The 22860-nt window shown below is 65.0% G+C and carries 15 protein-coding genes; 10 read left to right on the forward strand and 5 right to left on the reverse strand.

The annotated features are described in order from the left end of the window. The first annotated feature begins 63 nt into the window (after positions 1-63). The 3 genes from KBZ12_RS04985 (at position 64) to KBZ12_RS04995 (ending at position 2149) form a co-directional block, all read left to right on the forward strand. Positions 64-717, forward strand: coding sequence for a hypothetical protein (locus KBZ12_RS04985; RefSeq protein ID WP_254956718.1), 654 nt, complete (start codon positions 64-66; stop codon positions 715-717). 274 nt (positions 718-991) lie between these two features. Further along, positions 992-1594, forward strand: a complete 603-nt coding sequence (locus tag KBZ12_RS04990) for a hypothetical protein (protein ID WP_254956719.1) — start codon at positions 992-994, stop codon at positions 1592-1594. Between the two features lie 339 nt (positions 1595-1933). Next, positions 1934-2149 (forward strand): ribbon-helix-helix protein, CopG family, encoded by a 216-nt coding sequence (locus tag KBZ12_RS04995; protein ID WP_254956720.1) that lies wholly within the window; start codon positions 1934-1936, stop codon positions 2147-2149. A 7-nt stretch (positions 2150-2156) separates the two neighbouring features. On the opposite strand, the gene KBZ12_RS05000 is transcribed toward KBZ12_RS04995, so the two are convergent. Then, complete coding sequence (locus KBZ12_RS05000; protein ID WP_254956721.1) at positions 2157-3527, reverse strand: Fic family protein; 1371 nt, start codon at positions 3525-3527, stop codon at positions 2157-2159. A 137-nt stretch (positions 3528-3664) separates the two neighbouring features. After that, entirely contained in the window at positions 3665-4462 is a 798-nt protein-coding gene (locus tag KBZ12_RS05005; RefSeq protein ID WP_254956722.1) for a WecB/TagA/CpsF family glycosyltransferase, read from the reverse strand. Positions 4463-4490: 28 nt separating this feature from the next. Here KBZ12_RS05005 and KBZ12_RS05010 point away from each other — a divergent pair, with 28 nt between their 5' ends. Further along, positions 4491-7814 carry a glycoside hydrolase family 15 protein gene (locus KBZ12_RS05010; protein ID WP_254956723.1) on the forward strand — a complete coding sequence of 1108 codons (3324 nt, stop codon included), beginning with the start codon at positions 4491-4493 and terminating at the stop codon, positions 7812-7814. Here the strand turns inward: KBZ12_RS05010 and KBZ12_RS05015 are convergent. Continuing rightward, positions 7811-8803 (reverse strand): Gfo/Idh/MocA family protein, encoded by a 993-nt coding sequence (locus tag KBZ12_RS05015; RefSeq protein WP_254956724.1) that lies wholly within the window; start codon positions 8801-8803, stop codon positions 7811-7813. The two genes, KBZ12_RS05010 and KBZ12_RS05015, sit on opposite strands and share 4 nt — an antisense overlap. A gap of 35 nt (positions 8804-8838) precedes the next feature. Continuing rightward, positions 8839-10113 carry a hemolysin family protein gene (locus tag KBZ12_RS05020; RefSeq protein WP_254956725.1) on the reverse strand — a complete coding sequence of 425 codons (1275 nt, stop codon included), beginning with the start codon at positions 10111-10113 and terminating at the stop codon, positions 8839-8841. Between the two features lie 103 nt (positions 10114-10216). Here KBZ12_RS05020 and KBZ12_RS05025 point away from each other — a divergent pair, with 103 nt between their 5' ends. The 4 genes from KBZ12_RS05025 (at position 10217) to KBZ12_RS05040 (ending at position 14023) form a co-directional block, all read left to right on the forward strand. Continuing rightward, positions 10217-10387 (forward strand): hypothetical protein, encoded by a 171-nt coding sequence (locus tag KBZ12_RS05025; protein ID WP_254956726.1) that lies wholly within the window; start codon positions 10217-10219, stop codon positions 10385-10387. A 782-nt stretch (positions 10388-11169) separates the two neighbouring features. Continuing rightward, on the forward strand, positions 11170-12117 hold the full coding sequence (locus KBZ12_RS05030; protein WP_254956727.1) for a DUF6444 domain-containing protein: 948 nt from the start codon (positions 11170-11172) through the stop codon (positions 12115-12117). 640 nt (positions 12118-12757) lie between these two features. Continuing rightward, positions 12758-13537: a transposase gene (locus tag KBZ12_RS05035; protein WP_254956728.1), complete on the forward strand. Its 780-nt coding sequence runs from the start codon at positions 12758-12760 to the stop codon at positions 13535-13537. Positions 13538-13867: 330 nt separating this feature from the next. Continuing rightward, a complete protein-coding gene (locus tag KBZ12_RS05040) occupies positions 13868-14023 on the forward strand; it encodes a hypothetical protein (RefSeq protein WP_254956729.1) in 156 nt (51 codons plus the stop codon). A 35-nt stretch (positions 14024-14058) separates the two neighbouring features. On the opposite strand, the gene KBZ12_RS05045 is transcribed toward KBZ12_RS05040, so the two are convergent. Then, the gene (locus KBZ12_RS05045; protein ID WP_254956730.1) at positions 14059-14784 is read right to left on the reverse strand and encodes a response regulator transcription factor; all 726 of its coding nucleotides are present in this window, start codon (positions 14782-14784) and stop codon (positions 14059-14061) included. Between the two features lie 354 nt (positions 14785-15138). On the opposite strand from KBZ12_RS05045, the gene KBZ12_RS05050 reads away from it, so the two are divergent. Then, positions 15139-16434: a HAMP domain-containing sensor histidine kinase gene (locus tag KBZ12_RS05050; protein WP_254956731.1), complete on the forward strand. Its 1296-nt coding sequence runs from the start codon at positions 15139-15141 to the stop codon at positions 16432-16434. A 268-nt stretch (positions 16435-16702) separates the two neighbouring features. Beyond that, the coding region (locus KBZ12_RS05055; RefSeq protein WP_254956732.1) for a pentapeptide repeat-containing protein at positions 16703-22860 on the forward strand (6158 nt) is incomplete at its 3' end.

Consider the following 22860-nt stretch of genomic DNA (forward strand, 5'->3'; position numbering starts at 1 on the left):
CCGATGCGCGGGAGCTGTGGAGTAATAGAAGAGTCATAGCCATACAAACTAAGGCTATCTTTAATGAAAAAACAGTTCAAGTTTGCAACAGCTGCACTTTTCTCTGCCGGGGCCATTGGCCTTGCCAGCGCATCACCCGTGAATGCAGCGGCTTGTCCCAATGCATCTGCTTCCCTTTCAACGCTGACGCCGCTTACCTTTACCTGTGATCAAGGTGGCTTTACATTCGCCTTAACCTCACGCAGTGGATTCAGTGACGCTGACGACATATCCTTCTCTAATCCTACAGCTAATTCCTTCACCTACAATATTCAATCAAATACCCCTTGGAATTCTGGTTCTAAGGTCTTGAATTACAGTATTACTGGCCCCTCGGGCAAGGTGCTTCAGTATTATACTTCATCGTTGTCTTCCTCTTTGGGAAACCCCAAGGCTGGCCAATTTAATGTGGTCGGTTCGGTGGGCAACGCACTGGCAACCCTCACTAACGGTTCTTCATCTGGGGGGCAATACGATTACACAACGTCATTCCCTTCTTCTGAAACTTTCACCGCCACTCTTTCCAATATCACTGGGAAAGGCATTCAGACGGTTCAATCAACCGTCGAAGTGGCCGCTCCCCCCGCCCCCGTCCCCGGTCCGCTTCCCGTCCTGGGCGCAGCTGCAGCCTTTGGTTTCTCCCGCAAAGTTCGCAACCGTATCAAGGCAGCTGCCTGATCCTCATCAGCAGTTTGTAAAGCCTCCCTTTAGGGGAGGCTTTTTTATTAATTGCAATAAGCACTCACTCAGAGACTGCAAAGTGAAGCATGTGATAGAATGCTTAACGATGAAAGTAATGCCTGCGCATGACTGCTGAAGAGATCGGGTTACTAAGTGAATCTGATTCAGATCGCCGCAAACGCCTTTGGCTTAAGACCTCCTTCGCGGTAGCTATTGTAGGATGGTTAATCATTGGGTCGACACTAAACACCATTATTTTAACTCTTTTCCATTGAAGCTCGCCACGCCAGAATGGCAGCTCAGCTTGATTGCGGCACTTCTCTCTTCCGGCTTTGCTTTTTTGGTTGGTGCCGTGCTGATTGCCTTGGCCCTGCTATTTAATCCTAAAGAGCAAGTATTGCAGAAATGGCAGCGAACGGTGAGTCGACTTTCAGGCTTTTTTGCTATTTTGCTAGTTTTAATGATCCCGCTTCAGTTTTTCCTAGGGTCTCGTGCCCTCAACAGCCAAACCATCAGCACTTTTGAAGCGATCAATCGTCTCAAGGGCGTTGTGAAAGGGATCAGTGCAGTTAATTCTGAGCCTGAACTGCGTTCCTATGTGGCCTCGCTGCCCAATCCTCCAGCCCTCCCCGCCAAGTTTGATGCTGCTTTCCCGGTGATCAAGCAGCGCGCCATTGAAAATATCTCTGCCCAGATCAACGCAGCAACATATAATAGTGAGATCCAGAAATCACAGGCTCTTCAGGTGTTTTTGAAGGAGGGTATCAGAAACACTGCCCAAGCCATCTTGATGGCGGCAGCTTTTTCGGTAATGGCCAATCTTTCCGGTAAAGCTGGCAATGCAGTCACTAAATTCTTCGATGCATTGCTCTAATCAGTCTGAAGGCATGATCCTGAAGTGACTGCTCTCGACGGCTGCCGGTGATGTCGCCACTCTGGCCAGGGTGGTGGGCTGGGCAAGCCTTATGCTTGGTCTGAATTCTCCAATGCTGATCTCTTTGCGGCGCTCGTTCGCTGATTCGCGATTTGTGCAGCCGGGGCAGACTGATCGCCAGCAGCGTCTGCTGAGCTTCGCTGCCCTCTAGTGGTCGCCTCTGATGCAGCTGGTGAACCACTAGACCTCAAGCTACTTCAGCATCCCTTTCTCGCCCTGGTGCGCAACTTCAGCCCCAGAGCAGTCGGCCCCCGGCCCTGACCACGGCATCGCCCCCTGGTGATCGGCGTGCGGCCGGAGTTGGAGCAGGAGCGGCAGCTGGATCTGCTGGCCCGGCAGCAGGGAAAGAGCCGCAGTGCCTGCATCCGCGAGGCCATCCGTCAGGTCCTGCTGCGCCATGGCGACAGTGATGAGGCGCGCCGCCAATCGGAGCACCTGGCCCGGCTGGAGCGACTGGACCGCATGACGTCTTTTGCCCCTTCACCAGCACCCTGATGGAGGCTCACCTGGTGCGGATCCCGGTCGCACCTTCGCCTCGCAATGAGCTCCGCAAGCCTTCGCAGCTGATGGTGCTGGAGCATGCCGCCAGATCAGCCGGCACCCTGAAGATCTCCCGTTTGCCCTCCTTCGCCGCGATCAGCAGGCCGCGACCGGCCAGCTTCTGCAGATCACTGCGGGCCGTCTGGTTGCTCACGCCATGGCTGCTCTGGTGAGAGAGCACCGTGTAGCGGAAGCCGGGGTGCCGTAGGCCATGGCGGAGCAGGGCCAGCTGGCGCCCATTGAGATCCTCAAACCCGTCGGCGCCTTCCAGTTGCCGCTGCAGGGCACCCACCTCGCAGGCTTTGCGCCTTAGATAGGCGTGCAGGCTGGTGATGGCCTGCTGAATCACCTTCACCTGGGCCAGCAGGAAGTAGGTGAGGTCGTTGTCGTCGCTTTCGCTGAGTAGAAATGAACGCTCGTACTGTCCCCGGGCCTTGTTGATCACCGAAGAGATCGAAAGGAACTCGAACAGTCCGTAGCCCTGATGCAGCATCGCCCAGTAGAAAAGCGCCCGGGCCGTCCGACCGTTTCCATCGCAGAAGGGGTGGTCGTAGGCCAGAGCGAAGTGCAGGGTGATGGCCCGCACCACGGGGTGGAGAAACGCCGCCGGGGTCTCGCCGTTGGCGAACGCGCAGAGCTGTTCCAGCCTCTGCTCCAGCTGCGCAGCAGGGGGCGGCACGTGGAACACCGTTCCATAGGCGTCATCCACCACCACCTCCTCGCCTAGAGGCCGCAGCCGGCCGGCATCAGCCGGATCATCAAGCGTGTCCTGGCTGACCAACTGGTGGAGATCCAGCACCAGCTGCGGCGTCAGGGGCTGATCCTTGAGCTCCCGAATGTGCTGCATGGTCCGGAAGTTGTTGAGGATCATCTGCTCGGAGCGATCCCGGGGCGCCCGGCGGCTGCGGATCATGGCCTTGGCCACATCCCGTGTTGTTGCGGCACCCTCCATCTGGGAGGAGGTGATCGCCTCCTCCATCAGCGCGCTCAGCAGGTAGCGATTGCGGGTGGAGGGAGTGGTGACGGCTGACGGGGCCATCCCGCCAGCACCGGCCCTCCGATCGATGTCATGCAGGGCCTGGAGCAGCATCGGCGGTTGGCAGAGCCAGAAGGGGCTGCCGTCGCAGCTCAGCAGAGGCAACGGCGTGCCTGTGCTCCGGCGAGCCAGCTTCTCAGCGAGCCACCACTGCTCATGGCTGAGACCCTGTGGTGGTGTGCGATGCCGCAGCTCATCCCAGTGGAGATAGCGATCCCCCTGCCTGGCTGCGGCCAGTTGCATCAGCACGGGCATGGCCATCTGAAGCCCGCCGTCCTTGGCGAGCAAGTCCTCCATCGGTGGAGGCCTACGGGGTGGACGGGCTGGCAACTCCCAACGAACTCCTAGCTTCCTCCAAATTAGGAGATGGCTGGGAGTTGGGCCTGTGATTGGCTCGATTCAGCAGTTCGCCGCGTGGGCGCCCTGCCGGCTCCTCACCCCCGCTCCTTCAGCACCGCCCCAGCAAATTCCGGCAGGGCCAGCATGCGGCGCCAGCGGCTGGGTTCCTGCACCAGCCGGTAGAGCCATTCGATCTGCAGGGCGCGCATCCACTTGGGGGCGCGTTGTTTGGTGCCGGCCCACACATCGAAGCTGCCGCCCACGCCCATCCACAGACCGCCGCTGCGGCGGCCGGCTAGGCCGCGGATCCAGGTTTCCTGGCGGGGCACCCCCAGCGCCGCCAGCACCAGATCCGGTCGGGCCTCCAGCAGCTGCCGCTCGAACGGGGGCCATTCGGCCGGGCTGAGGTAGCCGTGGCTGGCCACCACCAGATTCAGGCCCGGCAGTTCCCGCCGCAGCCGGCCCACCAGGGTGTCCATCACCGCCGGGCTGCCGCCCACCAGGGCTACCCGCCAGCCGTGGGCTGCCGCATGCTCCAGCAATCTTCGGGCCAGCTCGATGCCCGGCGCCCGGCGCACCCGGAACCCCTGGCGCCCCAAGGCCCACACCACACCGGCCCCATCGGGGATCACCAGGTCAGCCGCCTCGATCACGGCGCCCAGCTCCCGATTGGAGCGGGCCGCCATCGTCATCTCGGCATTGAGGGTCACCACCTGGCCCCCGGTCCCTGCTCCGCTGGAGCCACCGACCGAGGCAACGGTTGTCTCAGCGGCGGCTGGGGAGGCGACTGCCCCGCCGTGGAGGGCCAGGGCGGCCTCGAAAACATCACCGCACACAGTCACAGGCACCCCTAGCACGCGGGCGCGGATCGGGGCCGTCACGGTTGCTGCCATGGGTGGGTGGGGCGGCGAAGCAGAATCTATGGCCTGGGATCCCGCCAAGATGATGGGCAGCCAACCAGCCACCAACTGCTCCGGTTCCCCTATCCCTTCCTCAGATCCTGGTTCCCCTCCCGCGCCGTTCTCCGGCCCGCCCCCCGAGCCCCTGAGCGCCACCGCCGCCTGGCGCCGCCTCCAAGATCTCGACCGCCAGATCGAGCACGTGGTCCTGCGCCGGCAGCATCCGATCACCGGTCTGCTGCCCGCCAGCACCGCCAGCACCGTGCACGGCAACTACGGCGATGCCTGGGTGCGGGACTGCGTCTACTCCATCCAGTGCGTCTGGGGACTGGCCCTGGCCCACCGCCGCCTGCAGGGACCCTGCCGCCGCTCCTTCGAGCTGGAGCAGCGGGTCCTGCAGCTGATGCGGGGTCTGATGCGCTCGATGATGCGCCAGTCGCCGAAGGTGGAGCGCTTCAAGACCAGCCTCGAGCGGCTCGACGCCATCCACGCCAAGTTCGACACCGCCACGGGCGATCCGGTGGTGCCCGACGACGGCTGGGGCCATCTGCAGCTCGATGCCACGGCCCTGTTCCTGCTGCAGCTGGCCCAGCTCACCCGCTCGGGGCTGGTGATCGTTCAGACCAGCCACGAGCGCGATTTCCTCCAGAACCTCGTCTATTACGTGGCCCGCGCCTACCGGGTGGCCGACTACGGCATCTGGGAGCGGGGCGACAAGGGCAACCACGGCCAGCCGGAGCGCAACGCCAGTTCGATCGGCATGGTGAAGGCCGCCCTCGAGACCCTCATCGGGCTCGACCTGTATGGACCCCATGGCGACGGCAGCAGCTGCCTGACCATTCCCCACGACGCCATCGTGCGGCTGCGGCGCGCCCTGCGGGGCCTGCTGCCGAGGGAGTCGGCCAGCAAGGAGGCCGACAGCGCCTGCCTTTCGGTGATCGGCTACCCCGCCTGGGCCGTCGAGGATCCGGCCCTCGTGGCGCGCACCCGGGAGAAGATCCGCAGCGAGCTGGCGGGCTCCTACGGCTACAAGCGTTTCCGACGCGACGGCCACCAGACCGTGCTGGAGGACGTGAGCCGGCTCCACTACGAGCGGGAGGAGCTGGCCCAGTTCGAGCACATCGAATGCGAGTGGCCCCTGTTCCTGGCCTACGAGCTGATCACCGCCTGCTGCGAGGGCCGCTGGAGCGAGGCCCGCCAGTGGCGCCAGCAGCTGGAGGAGCTGAGCGTGACGGTCGACGGGGAGGCCCTGCTGCCCGAGCTCTACCTGGTGCCGGAGCAGCTGATCGAGGCCGAGCGGCGCCAGCCCGGCAGCCAGAAACGCATGCCCAACGAGAACGTCCCGCTGCTCTGGACCCAGAGCCTCACCTGGCTGTCGGATCTGCTGTTGCATGGCTTGATCACCGCCGACGATCTCGATCCCTGCGGCCGCCGCCACCCCAGCCCCCCGGGGGCCGAGGAGGTGCTGGTGGCCCTGGCACCCGCCGATGCCAGCGTCGCCGCAGCCCTGGCGGGGGCCGGCCTGCCGGTGCTGCCGCCGCCTGAGGGCGAGACGCCCGCCCTGCGGGTGGCCAGTTCCCGGGAGCTGGCCCGCCGCCTGGCGACCGTGGGCGCCAACGGGCGGCTGGGGCTCACCGGCCATCCGCCTGTGCGGATGGAGACCCAGGCGACCGCCAGGCTCTACCGACACAACGGCGAGCTGATCGGCTTCCTGCCAGCGGTGCTGGAGGAGGACACCTTCTACCTGGCCGACGACGCCCAGGTGCTGGTGGACACGGTGGGCACCGAGATCCGGGTGCTGCAGCGCCACTGGCGGGGCGCCGGAGCCCCCCTGCTGCTCGTGCCGGTCGCCGCCGGCCCCTTCCAGAGGGACCCGGAGGCGTTCCTGAACCTGGTCCGTGAGCTGCAGCGGGGCCAGCTGGGCTCGGTGCCGGTGCGGCTGGTGTCGCTGGAGGAGCTGGTGCCGCTGGCCACCCTGGTGGACCTGCCGCCCCAGGCCCTGGCCGCCTGCGATCTGGTGCCCGACGGCCACACACTCCTGCCGGCCAGCGCCAGCCACCAACCACTCACCGCCCGCCAGGAACAGGAGCTGGAGGACGTCCCGCTGGCCCATCTGGTCGATCGGCTCTGGAGCAGCCGCTCGCTGGTGGAGCAGGCGGAGGTGCTGGAACTGCTGAGCCGCCGCCTCGGCCCCAATGCGCGCCTGCAGGGGCCACGCAGGGGTCCTGGGGTGCGGCTGATGGTGCTGTTGGAGGAGGTCTATCGCCGCGGCTTGGCCGATGCCGACTGGAGTGTGGTGCGCCGCGCCGCCGGCGCCATGGGCCTGGTGCACCCCCAGCTGGAGGATGCCCTCACCGACCTGCTGCTGCGCCAGAAGCAGGTGGTGGTGGGCCGCAACTACACCCGCGATTCGCTGCTTGGCCAACCGGAGGGCAGCCTGGCCATCGCGGCGATGGTGCGCCGCTTCAGTGGCGAGGACGGCCGGGAATGGATGCTGCAGCAGGAGTTGCTGCTGGCCATCGACGCCCTGGCCCGCTCCCACGTGGATCTGCTTAGCGGCAGCCTCACCCTGCAGCTGGGGCAGTTCCTGCTGCTGCTCACCGGAGAGCTGGCGGCGGAGGCCAACCTCAGCCCCAGCGAGGCCTTCGAAAGCCTCTGCAGCCTGCCGCCCCACGCCATCCGTCGCCGGCTCCAGGCCGTGCTGGCCGACGTGGAGCACGCCCGGGCCTCCCTGCAGCGCAAGGAACAGCTGCACCTGCGCGGACGGGTGCGCTGGGAGGTGCCCGATCCCCTGGCGGAACTGCCGAAGGACGGCAGCTGGCTGCAGCACCGCACCCGGCTGGGGGCACTGCAGCGGGTGCCGAAGGACTTCTACCCGGGCATCTGGGACCTCCTGCACCACTGCCGGGGCCTGGTGATCGGCGACAAGCTGGAGCGGCGCAATCGCCTCGAGAGTGCCCCCCTGCTGCGCGAGAAGACGCCGGGAGAGAAGAACTTCGCGATCCTGGTGGAGCACCTGCTGAGCAAGATCGAGGCGCCGGAATACCGCCGGCTCTGCATCGAGACCCTGCTCACCCTGATGGCCTTCGTGGCCGCCAACCCCCAGGTCCAGTTCGACGACGACCTGGCCCTGGACGTGGTGATCGGCCACGCCGTGCGGGTGGGCTGGCAGCAGCGCCATCCCGAGGTGCCGAGCGAGGCCTACGGCCGCCACAAGGCAGAAGCCTGGGATCTCTTCTACCGCTCCTCCCCCGCCGACTGCCGCCGCTGGCAGTTGCTGGCCCTGCAGGAGCTGGCCGACAGGGACGCGGCCCCTGCCGCGATGATCCCAGCGGCGGGTGTCTAGATCGGGGCCTCCAGAGCCATGCAGAGGTTGGGCTGCTCGACGCACTGCTCGATCAGGTCGGCCAGCTGCAGGGCCCGGGAGGCCTGCAGGCCATCCACGGCCGGGGTTTCCCGGCCGCGCACGCACTGGAGGAAGTGCTCGAGTTCGGCGTAGAGGGGTTCGATCGAGGTGGTGCTCACCTCTTCGATGAAGCCGTCGTTGCGGTAAAGAAGCTCGCCGTGGTCGGCGCTCACCGATTCATGGGAGCGCCGGTGGATGCGCAGATTGCGGTTGAGGAAATCCGTCTCCATCAGGCTGCTGCGGCAGTGGGCACTGAGGCTGCGGATCTTGCGGTGGGCCATCTTGCTGGCCGTGAGGCTGGCCACCACGCCGTTGGCGAAGCCGAGGGTGGCATTGACGTAATCGATCGGGCCGTCAGAGCTGCGGCCCCCGGCCGCCGCCAGCCGCACCACCGGAGAGGCGGCCAGTTCGAGCACCAGATCGATGTCGTGGATCATCAGATCCAGCACCACCGACACGTCGTTGGCCCGGTCGGCGTTGGGGCTGTGGCGCCGCGCTTCAAGCACCACCACCTCCTCGTTGGCCACCACCCGCAGCAGCTCCCGGAAGGCGGGGTTGAACCGCTCGATGTGGCCCACCTGCAGCAGGCGCCCGGCGGTTTCGGCGGCGCGGATCAGATCGGCCGCCTCCTCCTGGGTGGCGGCGATCGGCTTCTCGATCAGCACATGCACCCCTGCCTGCAGGCAGGCCATGCCGACCCGGTGGTGCAGCAGGGTGGGAACGGCGATGCAGACGGCCTCCACCTCACCCAGCAGGTCCTCGTAGGTGGGGAACCAGCGGCAGTCGAACTGTTCGACCGCCAGGCGGCCACGGGGTTCGTCGGGGTCGGCGACACCCACCAGTTCGGCGTCCCGCAGCAGGCTCAGCACCCGCGCGTGGTGCCAGCCCATGTTGCCGATGCCGATGACACCCACGCGCACTGGGTTCATGGCAGGGGCGGAGCAAGTGGGCGCATTATCGATGATCAGGTTCCGTCCATGCTGGCGAGGGTGATCTGCACCCGCTCGATGCGGGGTCCATCCATGGTGAGAACGTCGATGCGGACGCCGTGCCAGCTGAGGCCTTCCCCCGGAGCGGGGATGTGCTGCAGTCGCTCGAGGACGAAACCGGCCAGGGTGTGGTGGCCGTCAGCCTCGGGCAGTTGCAGGCCCAGCTGGCGATTGAGTTCGACAATCTCCAGATCGCCCGCCGCCGACCAGGTGCCGTCGACGAGCTGCAGCAGATCCTGGGCCGTCTCGAGCGGGTTGTCGTCTTCGCCCACGATCTCGCCGGTGAGGTCGGAGACGGTGACAAGACCCTCGGTGCCGCCGTGCTCATCGACGACGACCAGCAGGGGCTGACCACTGCGGATCAGGGGCAGCAGGTCGGCCAGTGAGGCACTTTCCTGCACCTGGGCCACCGGCAGGATCCAGGGTGCCAGGGGGGTCTCGGGGCGCAGCAGTCCCCGGGCGATGGGCTCGGCCAGCCGCCGCAGGTCGAGCATGCCGCGCACGTCATCGAGGGAGCTGCCGATCACCGGAAAGCGGGCGTGCTGGCTGGCGTGCACCGATTCCATCATCTCGGCGAAGGTCACCTCCACCGGAAGGGTGACCATGCCGGAGCGCGGCATCATCACCTCCCGCACCAGCGTGTCCCGCAGGGAGAACACCCCCTCGAGGATGCTGCGCTCATCCGGCATCAGGCCCGTCACACTGCCGCTCTCAATCAGGGTCTCCAGTTCACCGGCCGACAGCACCGGCACCAGTTCATCCCAGTTGCGCGGCAAGCCCAGCAGCCGTAGCAGGCTCGCGCTGAAGCGCTCGATCAGCAGCAGCAGCGGCGCCAGGGTGCGGGTGAGCGACTCCAGCAGCGGCGCCAGCCGCAGGGCCGAGCCTTCGGGGCGATGCAGAACCCAGGCCTTGGGCACCAGTCCGCCCAGGAGGGTGGCCAGCAGGGCCAGGGCCAGGAAGACACCGGCATCGATCCAGGCCTGTTCACGCCAACCCATCCAGCCGGCCACCTGTTCCGCCAGGCCGCGGGCCAGCCAGCCCATGGCCAGCAACGCCAGGACCAGGCCCAGCTGGGTGGCAACGAGGACGCTGCGCATCCGGTGCTGCAGCCGGGCCACGGAACGGGCCCCGGGCTCCTCCGCCTCCTCGAGCTGCTGAACCCGGCTGGGCCGCAGGCGAATCAACGCAAGCTCCCCGGCAGCGAAGAAGGCCAGCAGGGCCAACAGGATCGCCAGGACCAGAAAGCGCATCGTTGGGTGAAGTTGGAAGCAGGTTAGGCCCCGCCGCCCGACTCACCCCTCGCCGCCTTCGCCGCCCTCCGGCTCCTGCGACTCGGGGGCCTGGCCGCAGCCCATGGTGGCCGTGGGCTGGATCCAGAGCCGGGTGCGCCGCAGCGACAGACGCGAACTGCTGTTCGAGCTCAACACCGCCCGCCTGGCCCTCTTCCAGCAAGAGGGGAACGACGACATCTTCGACCTGCTCACCCGCAGCTACACCAACCTGTTGAGGATGTGGGGCGAGTGAGGCACATGGGGGTCCCGGGGATCGAACCCGGCTAAGGCGAATTATGAGTAAGCCGGGAAGCGTTGCCGCGCAGTGGATCTCGGGGGTGCTGTGCCTACGGGATGCCTACTGGCGGTGGCTCGTGTGCCCAATTGTGCACCTAAATCCGGAGAGCAAGCGTCGATCTCACCGCCTCGCAATCCACCAGAAGGGGGTGGGGATCCAATTTTTGATGAACGGCACCGTGGCTGGTGGACACGCGAGGGACCAGATAGGAAAAACTGGTACTATGCGTCTCAATTGAGACTCGCCGCAAGGCGGCGCCCCCTAGAAAGCAATGCAGCGCATCACGAAGGGACAGCCATCAAAGCCAGCCAATCCCGGAGCCTCCCTCCCTCCCTCCGCCAGGCCAGCATGGGAGAGCCAGGAGGTCCGCTCAACTCAGCCTGCAGACGGCTGACAGGAATTCGCAGGCGGTAGGTGCTGTTCTGGCCAGCCTTCACCTTGAGGCCATTGCGCTATCAAGGCGCCACGCAGGGATCGCCAAGTCCATCGCCGCTGAGACCGCGATCGGCATGTCCTCTGCCGAAGCTGCGATGGGCAGGGTCATCGCGGACTGGAACGAGCGATGCAAGGAGCTGGCGCCACAGGTCAGCGGATCCCTGGCGATGCAGTCCATTGCTGAGGCCGAACAGAAATCGTACCCATTCAGGGGCCGGGACAGCTCGCAACGAACATCGGCCCTGCTGAACCCTTGACGGTGGCTTGATTCCCGGTTGCATCTCAGTCAGAGACTGCTTGCGATGGACGCCGCTCCTGCCGGGATTTCCAAGGCGGACTGGCTGGCGTGGCCGGCCAGTGCCAGAGCTCTTATCCGTACTCAGCAGGAGGAGACACTGGCGCTCCGTCAGGAGAACGAGCAACTCCGGGCCCAGCTCGCCGCCCTGGCCACCGAACTGGCCAGCCTGCGCGAGCGGATCGGCCGCAGCTCGCGCAACTCCTCCAAACCGCCCTCCAGTGATAGGCCTGGGTTCAAGCCACCCGAGCGGCGTAAGGGCAGTGGCCGCAAGCGGGGCGGTCAGCAGGGTCATCCGGGATCGGGGCCTGAGCTGCTGCCGATGGAGCGTTGCGACGAGGTGGTGGAGCACCATCCCGATGCCTGCCGCCGCTGCGGCACCCTGCTGCGGGGAGAGGATCCAGGGCCGCTACGTCATCAGGTGATCGAGATCCCGCCGATCACTCCTTTGCTGATCGAGCATCGATTGCACCGCCTGGTCTGTCCCTGCTGCTCCACAAGCACCTGCGCCGAACGGCCGGCGGATGTGGAGCACAGCCGCTACGGGCCCCGGCTCAGTGCCCTGGTGGGTCTGCTGGGTAGTGCTTTCCCTCTGAGTTTCAGCAAGACCCAGGCGCTGCTGGATAAGTTGTTGGGAGTGGAGTACTCCTGCGGAGAAGACTTCGTCTACAGCCGAGGAGCGATCGCTGCGATCCGCCAACGGCTGAGCGCAGCCCTGGAGCAATCGATGGAGGAGGCGCTGGCGGCGGCGCGGCAGCAGCCGGTGGCCTACGTCATAGACGAAGTCTTGCGCGCAGCGGTTGAAACCGGTGCCCCCACCGGCAATGCCGCCGGGTGGCCCCGGGGAACTTCCCCCCGAGGCTCCCACAGATCCGTACGTGACACTCTCGCGTCATACGGCTCCTGTTATCCCAACATTGCTGCCACAAGTGATGCCAATGGCTCCACTCGTTGATGGCAGCGCGTTGTTCTCTGAACCACTCGCATTCCTCCCAGCGAACTGGTTGATGCTTTGGCTCAGTTTGGATAACGCAGCCCCTTCGCTCCAGAGCCATTACAGCTCCTTCATCACTACTACGGGCTGCTCCGCCCCTGCCATGGGTATTGGTATTCGCCCTCGTGGTTGTGGCCACTTGTGGCTTTCCCTACCGCTGCGCGGAAGCCTGCGGCTAGAGCACCCCATGTCAGGTTCCCACGTTCCGTATCGAGGCCTGCGATGAGCTCATGCCGCCTGAACACCGGCTGCCGCGTGGACCGTAAGCAGGTAACGTCCACACTCTTCCGGGCACCGCCTACCTGCGCCCGTTTTGACAGCTTCTGGAAGACTTTTCGTAGCCCTTGGGCTTCCGCGCAGCGGTTGCGTCTTCAGCGGTTCGCTTTTGCTCATCTTCTCATCGCTCACCTGACGGCTCAAGTCCGCCTTTTCCCCATCGCTCACCACCACACCTCTTAAGCGCAGCAGCATGGGGTGGTTTGGAGCCTGCCCCTGCAGGCCGGCTCCGGGAGGCCAAACTCCCATCCTCGATACAGTTGCGTCAGTATTCATAGAGAACGTTTGACTCGTGGCACAAGTAGACGCAGTCTTCCGCGAAGCGGTGGGCGGCAATCCCGAACGCAAGCGCGGTTGGCAGTGGGTAATGGTCACACCGGTGGTGACGGTGTTTCTGCAGGGGCTGAGCCGATCGGCCGCCGCGGCGATCGAGCTGCTGGGGAACGCCTTTGGCGGCATTGTGGTGAGTGATCGCTTTTCTGCTTACAACCACCTGCCGGTGATGCAAAGGCAGCTGTGCTGGGCGCATCTGATCCGCGACCTGACCGCCATCGCCGAACGCCCGGGCGTCAGTGGCGAGATGGGCCGGGAACTGTTGGCGTTGCAGCAGCAGCTGTTTGTTCAGTGGCACCAGTGGAAAGACGGCACAATCGACTGGGATCAACTCCAGCAAAATTGTCGGCCGATCCGCCAGCACTTCGAGGGCGCACTGCAGCGGGTGGTGGATCTGGGTTTTGCGCGAAAGGAGCGAACACCATGGGCCCAGACCGTGCGCACTTGCCATAAGTTGCTGCAACGCAAAGAAGCCCTATGGACTTTTCTTGAGACCCACGGCGTCGAACCCACCAACAACGCTGCTGTAGACGAAGTCTTCTCCGCAGGAGTACGTGCCCTGCGCCAATCCGTCATCCAGCGCAAAATCAGGGATATGCCGAGCAACAGCCATGGCGTACAGTCCGCCAGCGGTGCCATCTGTCGTAGCCGACTGCTCACGGTCACCACCAGCCTGCGGCAACAGGGCCGAGATGTCTGGGAGTTCCTGGAGCAGGCCTGGATTGCCCATCACCGCGGCGGTGTGATGCCATCACTGCTGCCGGATCCCTGAGTTCAGCAGCAAAGGCAGCACTGCTTCTTTGCTCGCTCAGCCATGGGCGAGCAGGCGTAAACTCGCGCGGCGGCGCGTCCCGACCCCTGAATGGTTACGAAAACTCTTAGTGGGCTGCTGGCGCTGCCGCCCGGGCCTGCGGAGCTTGGTTGCTGTTCAGGACCGCGCTTGGGTTCAGTTAAGAAACCCCTGAAAAACCCGCTAAAATCAATCCAGATCCCAGACTGAGACTGGAACGGATGGCTGACCCCCTCCAGCTGGGCTTTACGGACTACGAGCAGATCTTCGCTAAAATGAGGACGCGTCGTCAGCGCTTCTTGGACGAGCCCCATGACCCGAGAATCCAATGAAGTTTTTTACAGACAACTGACCCCGTCCAGCCTGCAGTGGCGATGGTATCGATTCTCTCTCCTCATCGGCTGGTGGGTGCAGCTGCTCCCCGCTGCCAATACCGCCTGGAACCCGGAAGGGGCCTACGACGGCTGAGGCTCGGCCGGATCGGCTGCTGCGGCAGCCCCCGGCTACTGAATAACCGCCGGGGCCTGGGCAATCTGGTAGCCCCTGCCGCGCACAGACCGGATCAGATCGTTGCCGTCGTTCAGTTTCTTCAACAGACCCCGCAACCGGAAGATCCGCACATCAATCGTGCGGGTTTCCTCCGTGTCCACCAGGCTCCCAGTGGCCCTGAGCAGTGCCTGGCGGCTGATCGGACCGCCGGCTGTGCAGAGGGCCTCCAGCAGGGCTGCGTCTCCACGAGAGAGCGGCTCGCAGAGATTCCCGCTCACCAGTCGCCGAGAACCCACTTCGAACACCAGTCGCTCCCACTGGTATCGGGCGGCTGCAGGACGCAACGGCAGGGCCGCTGTCGAGTCCCTCCTGCGGATGTCGAGCATTTTGACAATGCGGAGCTGCAGTTCGCGGCAGAGGAAGGGCTTCGCCAGGTAGTCGTTGGCGCCGGCCTCCAGTCCCACCACTCGGTCGGAGGGGGAACCCATCGCTGAGAGCATCAGCACTGGAAAGTGGAAGCCGGATACCTGCAGGCTCTGCACCAGTTCCAGGCCGGTTTTTCCAGGCAGCATCAGATCAACAATGGCCGCTTCGGGACTGGACTCCAGCAGGGCGAATTCGAAATCCCTGGCAGCATGAAAGCTCCGGAACGTCCAGCCCAGGCGTTCAAAATAGGTCTCGATCATGCGGCAGAGTTCTACATCGTCGTCGAGCATCCACAGAACATCGGATTCCGCCACGGTGTGTGCCAGCCCAACAAGATCTTCACTGTTCTGCATCGGTGTTTTGCATGGGTGAAAAGATCGGAAGCGCCCTTCCGGCAAACAGGGGCCAGGGCGCGGGCCGGGCTGGGTGAAGCGAACAATTGGGGGGTACCTGCTCCACTGCCGTGTCAAAGGGTAAGCGTGCAACGGAAACGGTGACTGATGGGCTTAGGACCGATGCGCAACGATCCGCAGAAGCATGCTAACAATTTTTAATAATAGTTTAACCTCGCCCCTGTAGCAGTGGATCGACGGGTCATGGCCCATCCAACAGATGCGCAAGCCAATAGGCGACCGGCTGAGGAAAGAACTGCATGGTCCCTGCCTGGCATGAGGTTCAGCCTCGGCAACCTGCCGCTGTCCTGGAGGGACGGAGCGGAGCTGCTGCTTCTGTGGCTGTTGTGTGCAGGATTCAGCGGCCTGGTGCTGTTCCAGCCCCTGCGGGAGCTGCTTGAGCCCCAGATTCTGGAGGAATCGGCCGACCGGATCGAGAGCAAGATCCGCCTGGCCGAGATCGCCCTGGAGACCCGCGAGCCCGACGAACTGCCCTCGCCGCCGCTGGTGGTGGCCAGCTCCCGTCCGGACGAAGCCCACGGGAGACTGACCGCCGACGATCTTGAACTGGTGGAGACCCTGGCAAAGGGCCATAACCTCCGCCGCACGGTGCTCGTGGACCCCCCGGAGAGGGGGCAATTTCTGCCCGGATACTGGATCCGCCTGGACGTGGGGAACAAGCCAGGCAGCTACTGGCTCAACTCCCGCAGCGCCCTGGGCCTGAGCAGCTGGTTTTTGCCGGCCTGGCGCCCCCTGCTCCTGTTGGTGGGGGTTCTGCTGGGCACGCTGCTGTACCTGCACCTGCGGATGAACGCGCCGCTGAAGCGGCTACTGCATTCGATGGAACACACCCGGGGGCGCCAGTTCGACCTGATGCCCCCTCAGGGGATGAAGTCCGTGCGTCGTTTGGTGCAGCGGATCAACGAACTCTATGAACAGATCAATGCAAACGAGCAGTCCCGCCGCCTGTTGCTGCGCACCCTCAGCCATGACCTGCGCAGCCCGCTCACCCGGCTGCAGGTGCGCATGGAACTGGGACAGACGATCGAAGTCCCCAGCCTGGAGGGAGACCTGGCGCTGCTGCGGGCCCTGGCCGAGCAGATCTCAATCCTGGGCGATGCCGCCGATGGTTACCTGGGCCCGCAGGACTTCCTGCTGGACCAATTCTGCGGGCGCGTGGCCGCCAGCTACAGGCTCGGCACCGTGGAGATCGCTGTGCCTGCCTGGATCGTGCACCTGGACCAGGCAGGACTGCAGCGCAGTCTCAACAACCTGATTGACAACGCCGTGGAGTACGGGCGGCCACCCGTGCGGATCGGGGCGGAACTCAAGGGGATGGAAGTTGTGATCACTGTGGACGATCATGGCGAAGGGATGCCCACCCCCTCGATCCTCACCATGCCCCTGCAGCCCCGCTCGGACGACCGGGGCCAGCAACGCCACTCCGGGCTGGGCCTGCAGATTGTGGAGAGCTTCTGCCGCAATGCCGGAGGCCGGCTCAGCCTGGACAGGGCCCCCGGGGGCGGCCTGAGAGCAAGCCTGCATTTGCCCCTGGGCTGCCTGCGGCGTTGATGCCACTGCACCCCAATGGGCCAGCGAAGGCATGCAGGCCAATTGTTAATCGATTAACCGTTATAGTTAATTTCTTCGCATCCAGGCGATTTGCGCAGGCGAATCCTCAGCAGGACCGCAGCAGTCTTATTTTTTGGGACCGGTTGCTGCGCAATTCATTTCTTCCTGCCCTTCCCGAGGAGAAGGGGTTCATGATCTTCATTCATTGACATTCCCGCCAGGCCAGGGCCAAGTGTTTTTTACGATTTAACTGATTCACTTCACCACTGTGATCAATTCCTTCGCCATTGGCAATCCTTCCGGCCTCAAGCCCTATGAGGTCAAGGCCGACCAGCCCTGGGGCCAGACCTTCCAGATCGGCTCCGGCGGCGGCACCGCCACGGTGAACACGATCGCCCTCGGCCTCTACCGCGAGCCCGATGCCGCTAGTCAGACGATCACCGTGAGCGTGCGCTCCTCCTGGAACGGCAGCGTGCTCTGGCAGCGCGCGATCCCCTCCTCCCAGCTTGGCCAGGCCGCCGACGGCACCGCCACCCTCAGTGGCATCACCGGCCTGGCGCTGCAGCAGGGCCAGTCCTATGTGCTGCGGCTCTCCAGCTCCACCACCGATGGCAAGGTGTACATCACCGCCTCCGATGGCATCGGCCCCTACGCCCAGGGCGCCATGCTGGAAAAGGAGGGTTTCGCCCAGGAGGGCGATCTGCGCTTCAGCATCAGCGGCACCCTCAGTGCCCCAACCACCACCACACCCACTCCACCGCCCACGCCTCCTGCTCCTGACCCCGGCGAGCTGGCCAGCGCCGTGGTGACCAGCGCCACCCGCGAGGCCCTGCAGGCGGCCAGCACCGGCAGCGACAGCTTCATCGCCGTGAACCTGAATTTCGATGGCCAGGACCTCTCGGACCTGGATCTGGCCGACGGCTACATCCGCAATGTGAGCTTCCGCGGCGCCGATCTGAGCAACAGCAAGTGGGCTGACATCAACAACTTCATTCCCCAGAACCTGCCGGTGCCGGAGCAGCAGCAGCCCGGCTTCGAGCTGACCACCTATCTGGCCAACACCAACTGGAACCTGGATTTCCGCGGGGCCAATCTGTTTGCCGCCGACTTCTCCGACGCCTACCTCTCCGGCAGCAATTTCAGCTCCCTGCCCGGCCAGATCACCCGGCTGGAGAAGGTGAAGTTTGACGATAGCTACCTTGCCAACGCCAGTTTCCGCGGGGTAAGTGCCGCGGAGATCAGCTTCCAGCGCGCCGACCTGCGCAAGGCCGACTTCACCGGCGCCGACCTGCGCAAGGCCCTCTTCCAGGGGGCCGATCTCACCCTGGCCATCCTGGCCAACGCCCTGCTGGGGGGCTCCAACGTCACCGAGGGGATCCTGATCGGCACCAACCTCACCAATGCGGTGATCGGTGCCTCCGACTTCGGCAAGGCCGACTTCACCGGCGTGAACCTCCAGGGGGCCAACCTCCAGGGCGCCAGCCTGCTGGAGGTGAGCTTCAAAGCCGCCAACGTCGCCGGCGCCAATTTCACCGGCGCTGATATGGGCAAGACCGACTTCACCGGCGCCAACCTGCGAGGCGCGATCCTGCGCGGCGCCAAGCTGCTGGAGGCCACCTTCAAGGACGCCGACCTCACCGGCGCCGACCTCACCGGCGCTGACCTGAGCAAGGCCAACTTCACCGGCGCCATCCTCGGCAGCGGCAGCGGGCGGGCGATCCTCACCGGCACCGTGCAGGTGGACACCATCGGCCTGGGCGTTGACCCCGGTGGACCTACCATCACCCCTGGTCAGGCCCGCTTCGCCATCGATGGCGACCCGGCTGTGGGTGAGCTGCTCGAGGCCAACCAGCTCAGCCCCGATCCCGATGGCGACGGCTCCTTCTCCTACCTGTGGCAGCGCTCCGCCGATGGGGTGCAGTGGATCACGGTAGGCACCGAGGAAACCTACGAGGTGGCCGATGCCGACGCCGGCCAGGGCCTGCGCCTGGTGGTGACCTATCTGGATGGCGCCAACAACAGTGAAACGGTGATCACCGCTCCGGTGGTGCCTCCGTCCATCCCCCCAGTGGAGCCGCCCGTCGAGCCACCAACCGGGCCCGCCACCTTCGATCCCGGCCTGGTGGGCACGGGCGATGTGGCCGGCTTCACTGCCGGCGCCGACCTGCGCTTCCAGCTGATCGAGAAGGTAGAGGTGATCGGTGCCAACGCCAGCGGCATCCTCCTCACCGGCGCCACCATCAAGGACAGCTTCTTTTACAACGTTGATTTCTCCAAGGCCAGCCTGCGGGGCGTCATCCTGAATGGCTTCAACAAGAGCGCACCGCTCGGGGCGCCGGAAGCCTCGCTGTTCAGCACCTTCCGCCTGAACTTCCGCGGCGCCGACCTCAGCTTCCTGCAGGCCAAGGGCACCAATTTCAGCGGTGCCGATTTCCGCAACCATGCCGACGGCACGGCCACCAACCTGCGGGCCGCCCAGCTGCCGGAAAGCAACCTCAGCAACGCCAACTTCACCGGCGTCACCGCCGGTGGCATCAACCTGGCCAAGGCCAACCTCTCGGGCGCCCTGTTGCAGGGGGTGGTGTTCGCCGGCGGCGACCTCTCGGAAACCGACCTGACCGGGGTGAACCTGAGTGGCGCCAACCTGCAGGGGATCAACCTCAGCAAGGCCAATCTCAGCGGCGCCAACCTCAGCGGCGCCAACCTCACCGGTGCCTTCCTCGATGGGGCGATCCTCAACGGCGCCAGCCTCAACGGCGCCACCCTCAACGGCGCCACCCTCACCAATGCCCAGGTGCTCGGCGCCGACCTGCGCAATAGCAGCCTGCTGCAGGCCAACCTCAGCGCCAGCAATTTCACCGGATCCAACTTCGGCAGCGGCGCCAGCCGGACCGACATCACCGGTGCAATCACCCTGGATGCGGTAGGCATCGAGGTGTCGCTGTTTGACGTGGGCGCCAGCCTGCGCAACCAGTTCCTGACCGAGATCGCCGTGGCCAATGTGGATGCCACCGGCATGGATCTGAGCGGCAGTGTCATCACTGCGAGCTTCCTTTACAACATCAACTTCAGCAATGCCAACTTCAGCAATGTGGTGCTGGCGGAGCTGAACGGTTCCGCGCCCTCCGGCTTCTTCGCCACGCCGCCCACCAGCTTCGAGCTGGACTTCCGCAACGCCAACCTCAGTCGCCTCACGGTGATCGCCGGCGATCTTTCCGGCAGCGACTTCAGCGGCGCCAACCTCAGTGGTGCCGTGTTCCTGGGCACCAACCTCACCGACGCCAACCTTTCCGGTGTGGTGGGCAGCAGCCTGGTGCTGCAGGAGACGATCCTGCTGGGGGTGAACTTCAGCGGCGCCGATTTCCGGGGTGCCGATTTCTTCGAACTCGACCTCACCGGCGCCAACTTCGCCAACGCCGACCTGCGCGGCGCCAACCTGGCCGGCGCCAAGCTGATGGGCGCCATCTTCAGTGGCGCCAACCTGGAAGGAGCAGACCTCTCCGGGGCCGAGCTCTCCGGGGCCCAGCTGGTGGGCGCCAACCTCAACGGCATCAGCTTCTTCGAAGGCAAGGCCCTGGCGGTCGATCTCACCGGCGCCACCCTGATCGGCGCCAACCTCACTGGATCCGACTTCACCGGCTCCAACTTCGGCAGCGGCGCCAGCCGCACCGTGACCACCGGGGCGATCACCATCGAAGCCGTCGGCATCGAGGCATCCTCCCTGGATGCGGGTGCCGATCTGAGCAACCAGTTCTTTGAGGGCCTGGTGGCGATCGACGCCGACCTCAGCGGCATCAACCTCTCCGGCAGCACCATTGAGGGTGGTTTCTTCTACAACGTCAACTTCAGCAAGGCCAACTTCAGCAATACCCTGTTCAGCGGCATCAACGCATCGCTGCCCTCCGGCAGCACCTTCGCGGCGCTGCCCACCAGCTTCGATCTCAACCTGCGCGGCGCCAACTTCAGCGGTGCCGTGTTCGAGGGCTTCAACTTCGCCGGTTCCGACCTGCGGCCGGCCACCGATGGCACCCCCACCAACTTCAGCGGGGCCCGCTTCATTGAGGTGATCTTCGCCGATGCCAACCTCTCCGGGGTGAACCTGCGGGGCGCCAACCTCTCCGAGCTCGACCTCAGCGGCATCAACCTCAGCGGAGCCGACCTGCGCGGCGCCAATCTCAGCAACACCAAACTGATCGGCGCCGATCTCACCGGTGCCCAGCTCGACGGCGCCCTCCTCGACGGCGCCGAGCTCACCAACGTCACGGCCACCGGAGCCGACTTCAGCGGCGTGAGCTTCGTGCTCGGCAGTGCTCTCCAGGCCGACTTCGAAGGGGCCAACTTCAGCAACGCCACCCTCAACTTCAGCGAATTCACTGGCTCCTTCTTCGGATTCGGTGCCAGTGCCGCCAGTTTCAGCGGTGCCAACCTCCTGGGCACGGAAGGATTGCCGGGCCAACCCCTGGATCCACCGTTCGAAATTGTGCCCCCCGAGCCAGTGGAGGTGAGCGCCACCGAGCCCGATCCCCGCTTCATCGCCGGCGCCGACCTCAGCAACCGCAGCTTCGCTGAGTTATTCGTGGTGAACCGCAACCTCAGTGGCATCAATCTCAGCAACAGCACCTTCCAGGCGGTGTACTTCGCCGGGGTGAGCTTCAGCGGCGCCAACCTCTCCGGCGCCTACTTCAGAGAGCTGAGCGCCGAACCGCCCGCAGTGCTGGCCACCTCCGCCAGCGAGCTGGTGGCCAACAGCTTCAGCAATGCCAATCTCACCGGCGCCATCTTCTCCGGCGGCAACCTCAGCGGCAGCACCTTCAGCGGCGCCACCCTCACCCGGGTGCGCTTCCTGGCTACCGATCTCACCAGCGCCATCTTCAACGGCGCCAACGCTGCAGGCACCCTCCTGCGGGAGGCGATCCTGGCGGGGGCCTCGTTCCAGAACGCCAACCTGGCCGGTGCCGACCTCAGCGGCGCTGACCTCAGCGGCGCCAACCTCAGCGGCGCCAACTTCAGCGGCGCCAACCTGGCTTCAGCCATCCTTGATGGCGCCAATCTCAGCGGTGCCAACTTCACCGGCGCCACCATGTTCGGCGCCACCCTGCTGGGGGGAGTCATCAACGGTGCCCTGTTCACCGACGCCAATCTGGTGAATGCCGACTTCACCGATGCCACCGGCAGCGCCAGCTTCGGCGGCGCCAACCTGTTCGGTGCCCTCGGCGTGCCCGGTGCCCCCGGCGACGAGCCCGAGGTGGGCAGCCTGGTCAGCGATGGCCGCTTCAGTGCCGGCGCCCAGCTGGCCAACCAGGTGTTCAACGGCATCGCTGTATTCGGTGCCAGCGCCACCCCCATCAACGCCACCGGCATCAACCTCAGCGGCAGCCGGCTGCTCAACGCCTATCTCGAGGCGGTTGACTTCAGCGGCGCCAACCTGCGCGGTGCCCTGTTCGCCCAGGTGAACGCCGAGCTGCCTCTGGGTTCGGCCCTGGCAGACCTGCCCACCAGCTTCAATCTCAACTTCGCCAACGCCGACCTGCGCGACGCCCGCCTGCTGGCCAGCGACCTGACCGGCAGCATCTTCACCGGCGCCAACCTGGCGGGGGTGCGCCTGTTCGAAACCATCCTCATCGACTCGCGCTTCGTGGGGGCCAACCTCGCCGGCGGAGTGCTCGTGGGCGCCGACCTCACCGGAGTCGACTTCAGCGGCGCCGACCTCAGCGGCGCCAACCTCAGCGGCGCGATCCTTGAGGGCGCCAACCTCAGTGGCGCCAACCTGCGCAATGCCCTGCTGTTCGAGGCCGAGCTGACGGGGGCCAACCTCAACCAGACCGATTTCCGCGGCGCCAATCTCAACGCCGCCGACCTCTCCGGCGCCCTCAACTCGGGCAGCGCCAACTTTGCCGGCGCCGACCTCACCGACACGATCGGTGCCGATGGGGCCCCCCTGGCCGATGGCGGCATCGGCAACCTGGGCCCCGCCAGTTTCACAATCAGCGGCAGCCCGCTGCCCGGTGAGATCGTCAGCGTCGATCGCACCGTGGGCGACCCCGACGGCAATGGCGACGGCACCTTTGAGGTGATCTGGGAAGCTACCGCCGATGGCGTGGTCTGGGAAGAAGTGGGCGAGGGCGTGTCGTTCCCCGTGCCGCCGGAGCTGGACGGCCTCAGCCTGCGGGCCCAGGTCACCTACATCGATGGCTTCGGCAACGAGGAGTTCGTTACCGTCAGCTCATTTGCTGCCTTAACAAGCACCATCAGCCTCAGCGTCGCACCAGCTTCGGTGACAGAAGATGGCACCGCCAATTTGATCTATACCTTCTCCCGCACTGGCCCTACCACCAGCGCGTTGACGGTGAATTACACCGTGGCCGGCACCGCCACCCTCGGCACCGACTTCACCGGGATCAGTGCCACAGGCACGACAAAAACGGT

Source organism: Cyanobium sp. Cruz CV13-4-11 (genome assembly GCF_024346055.1).
GTDB lineage: Bacteria > Cyanobacteriota > Cyanobacteriia > PCC-6307 > Cyanobiaceae > Cyanobium.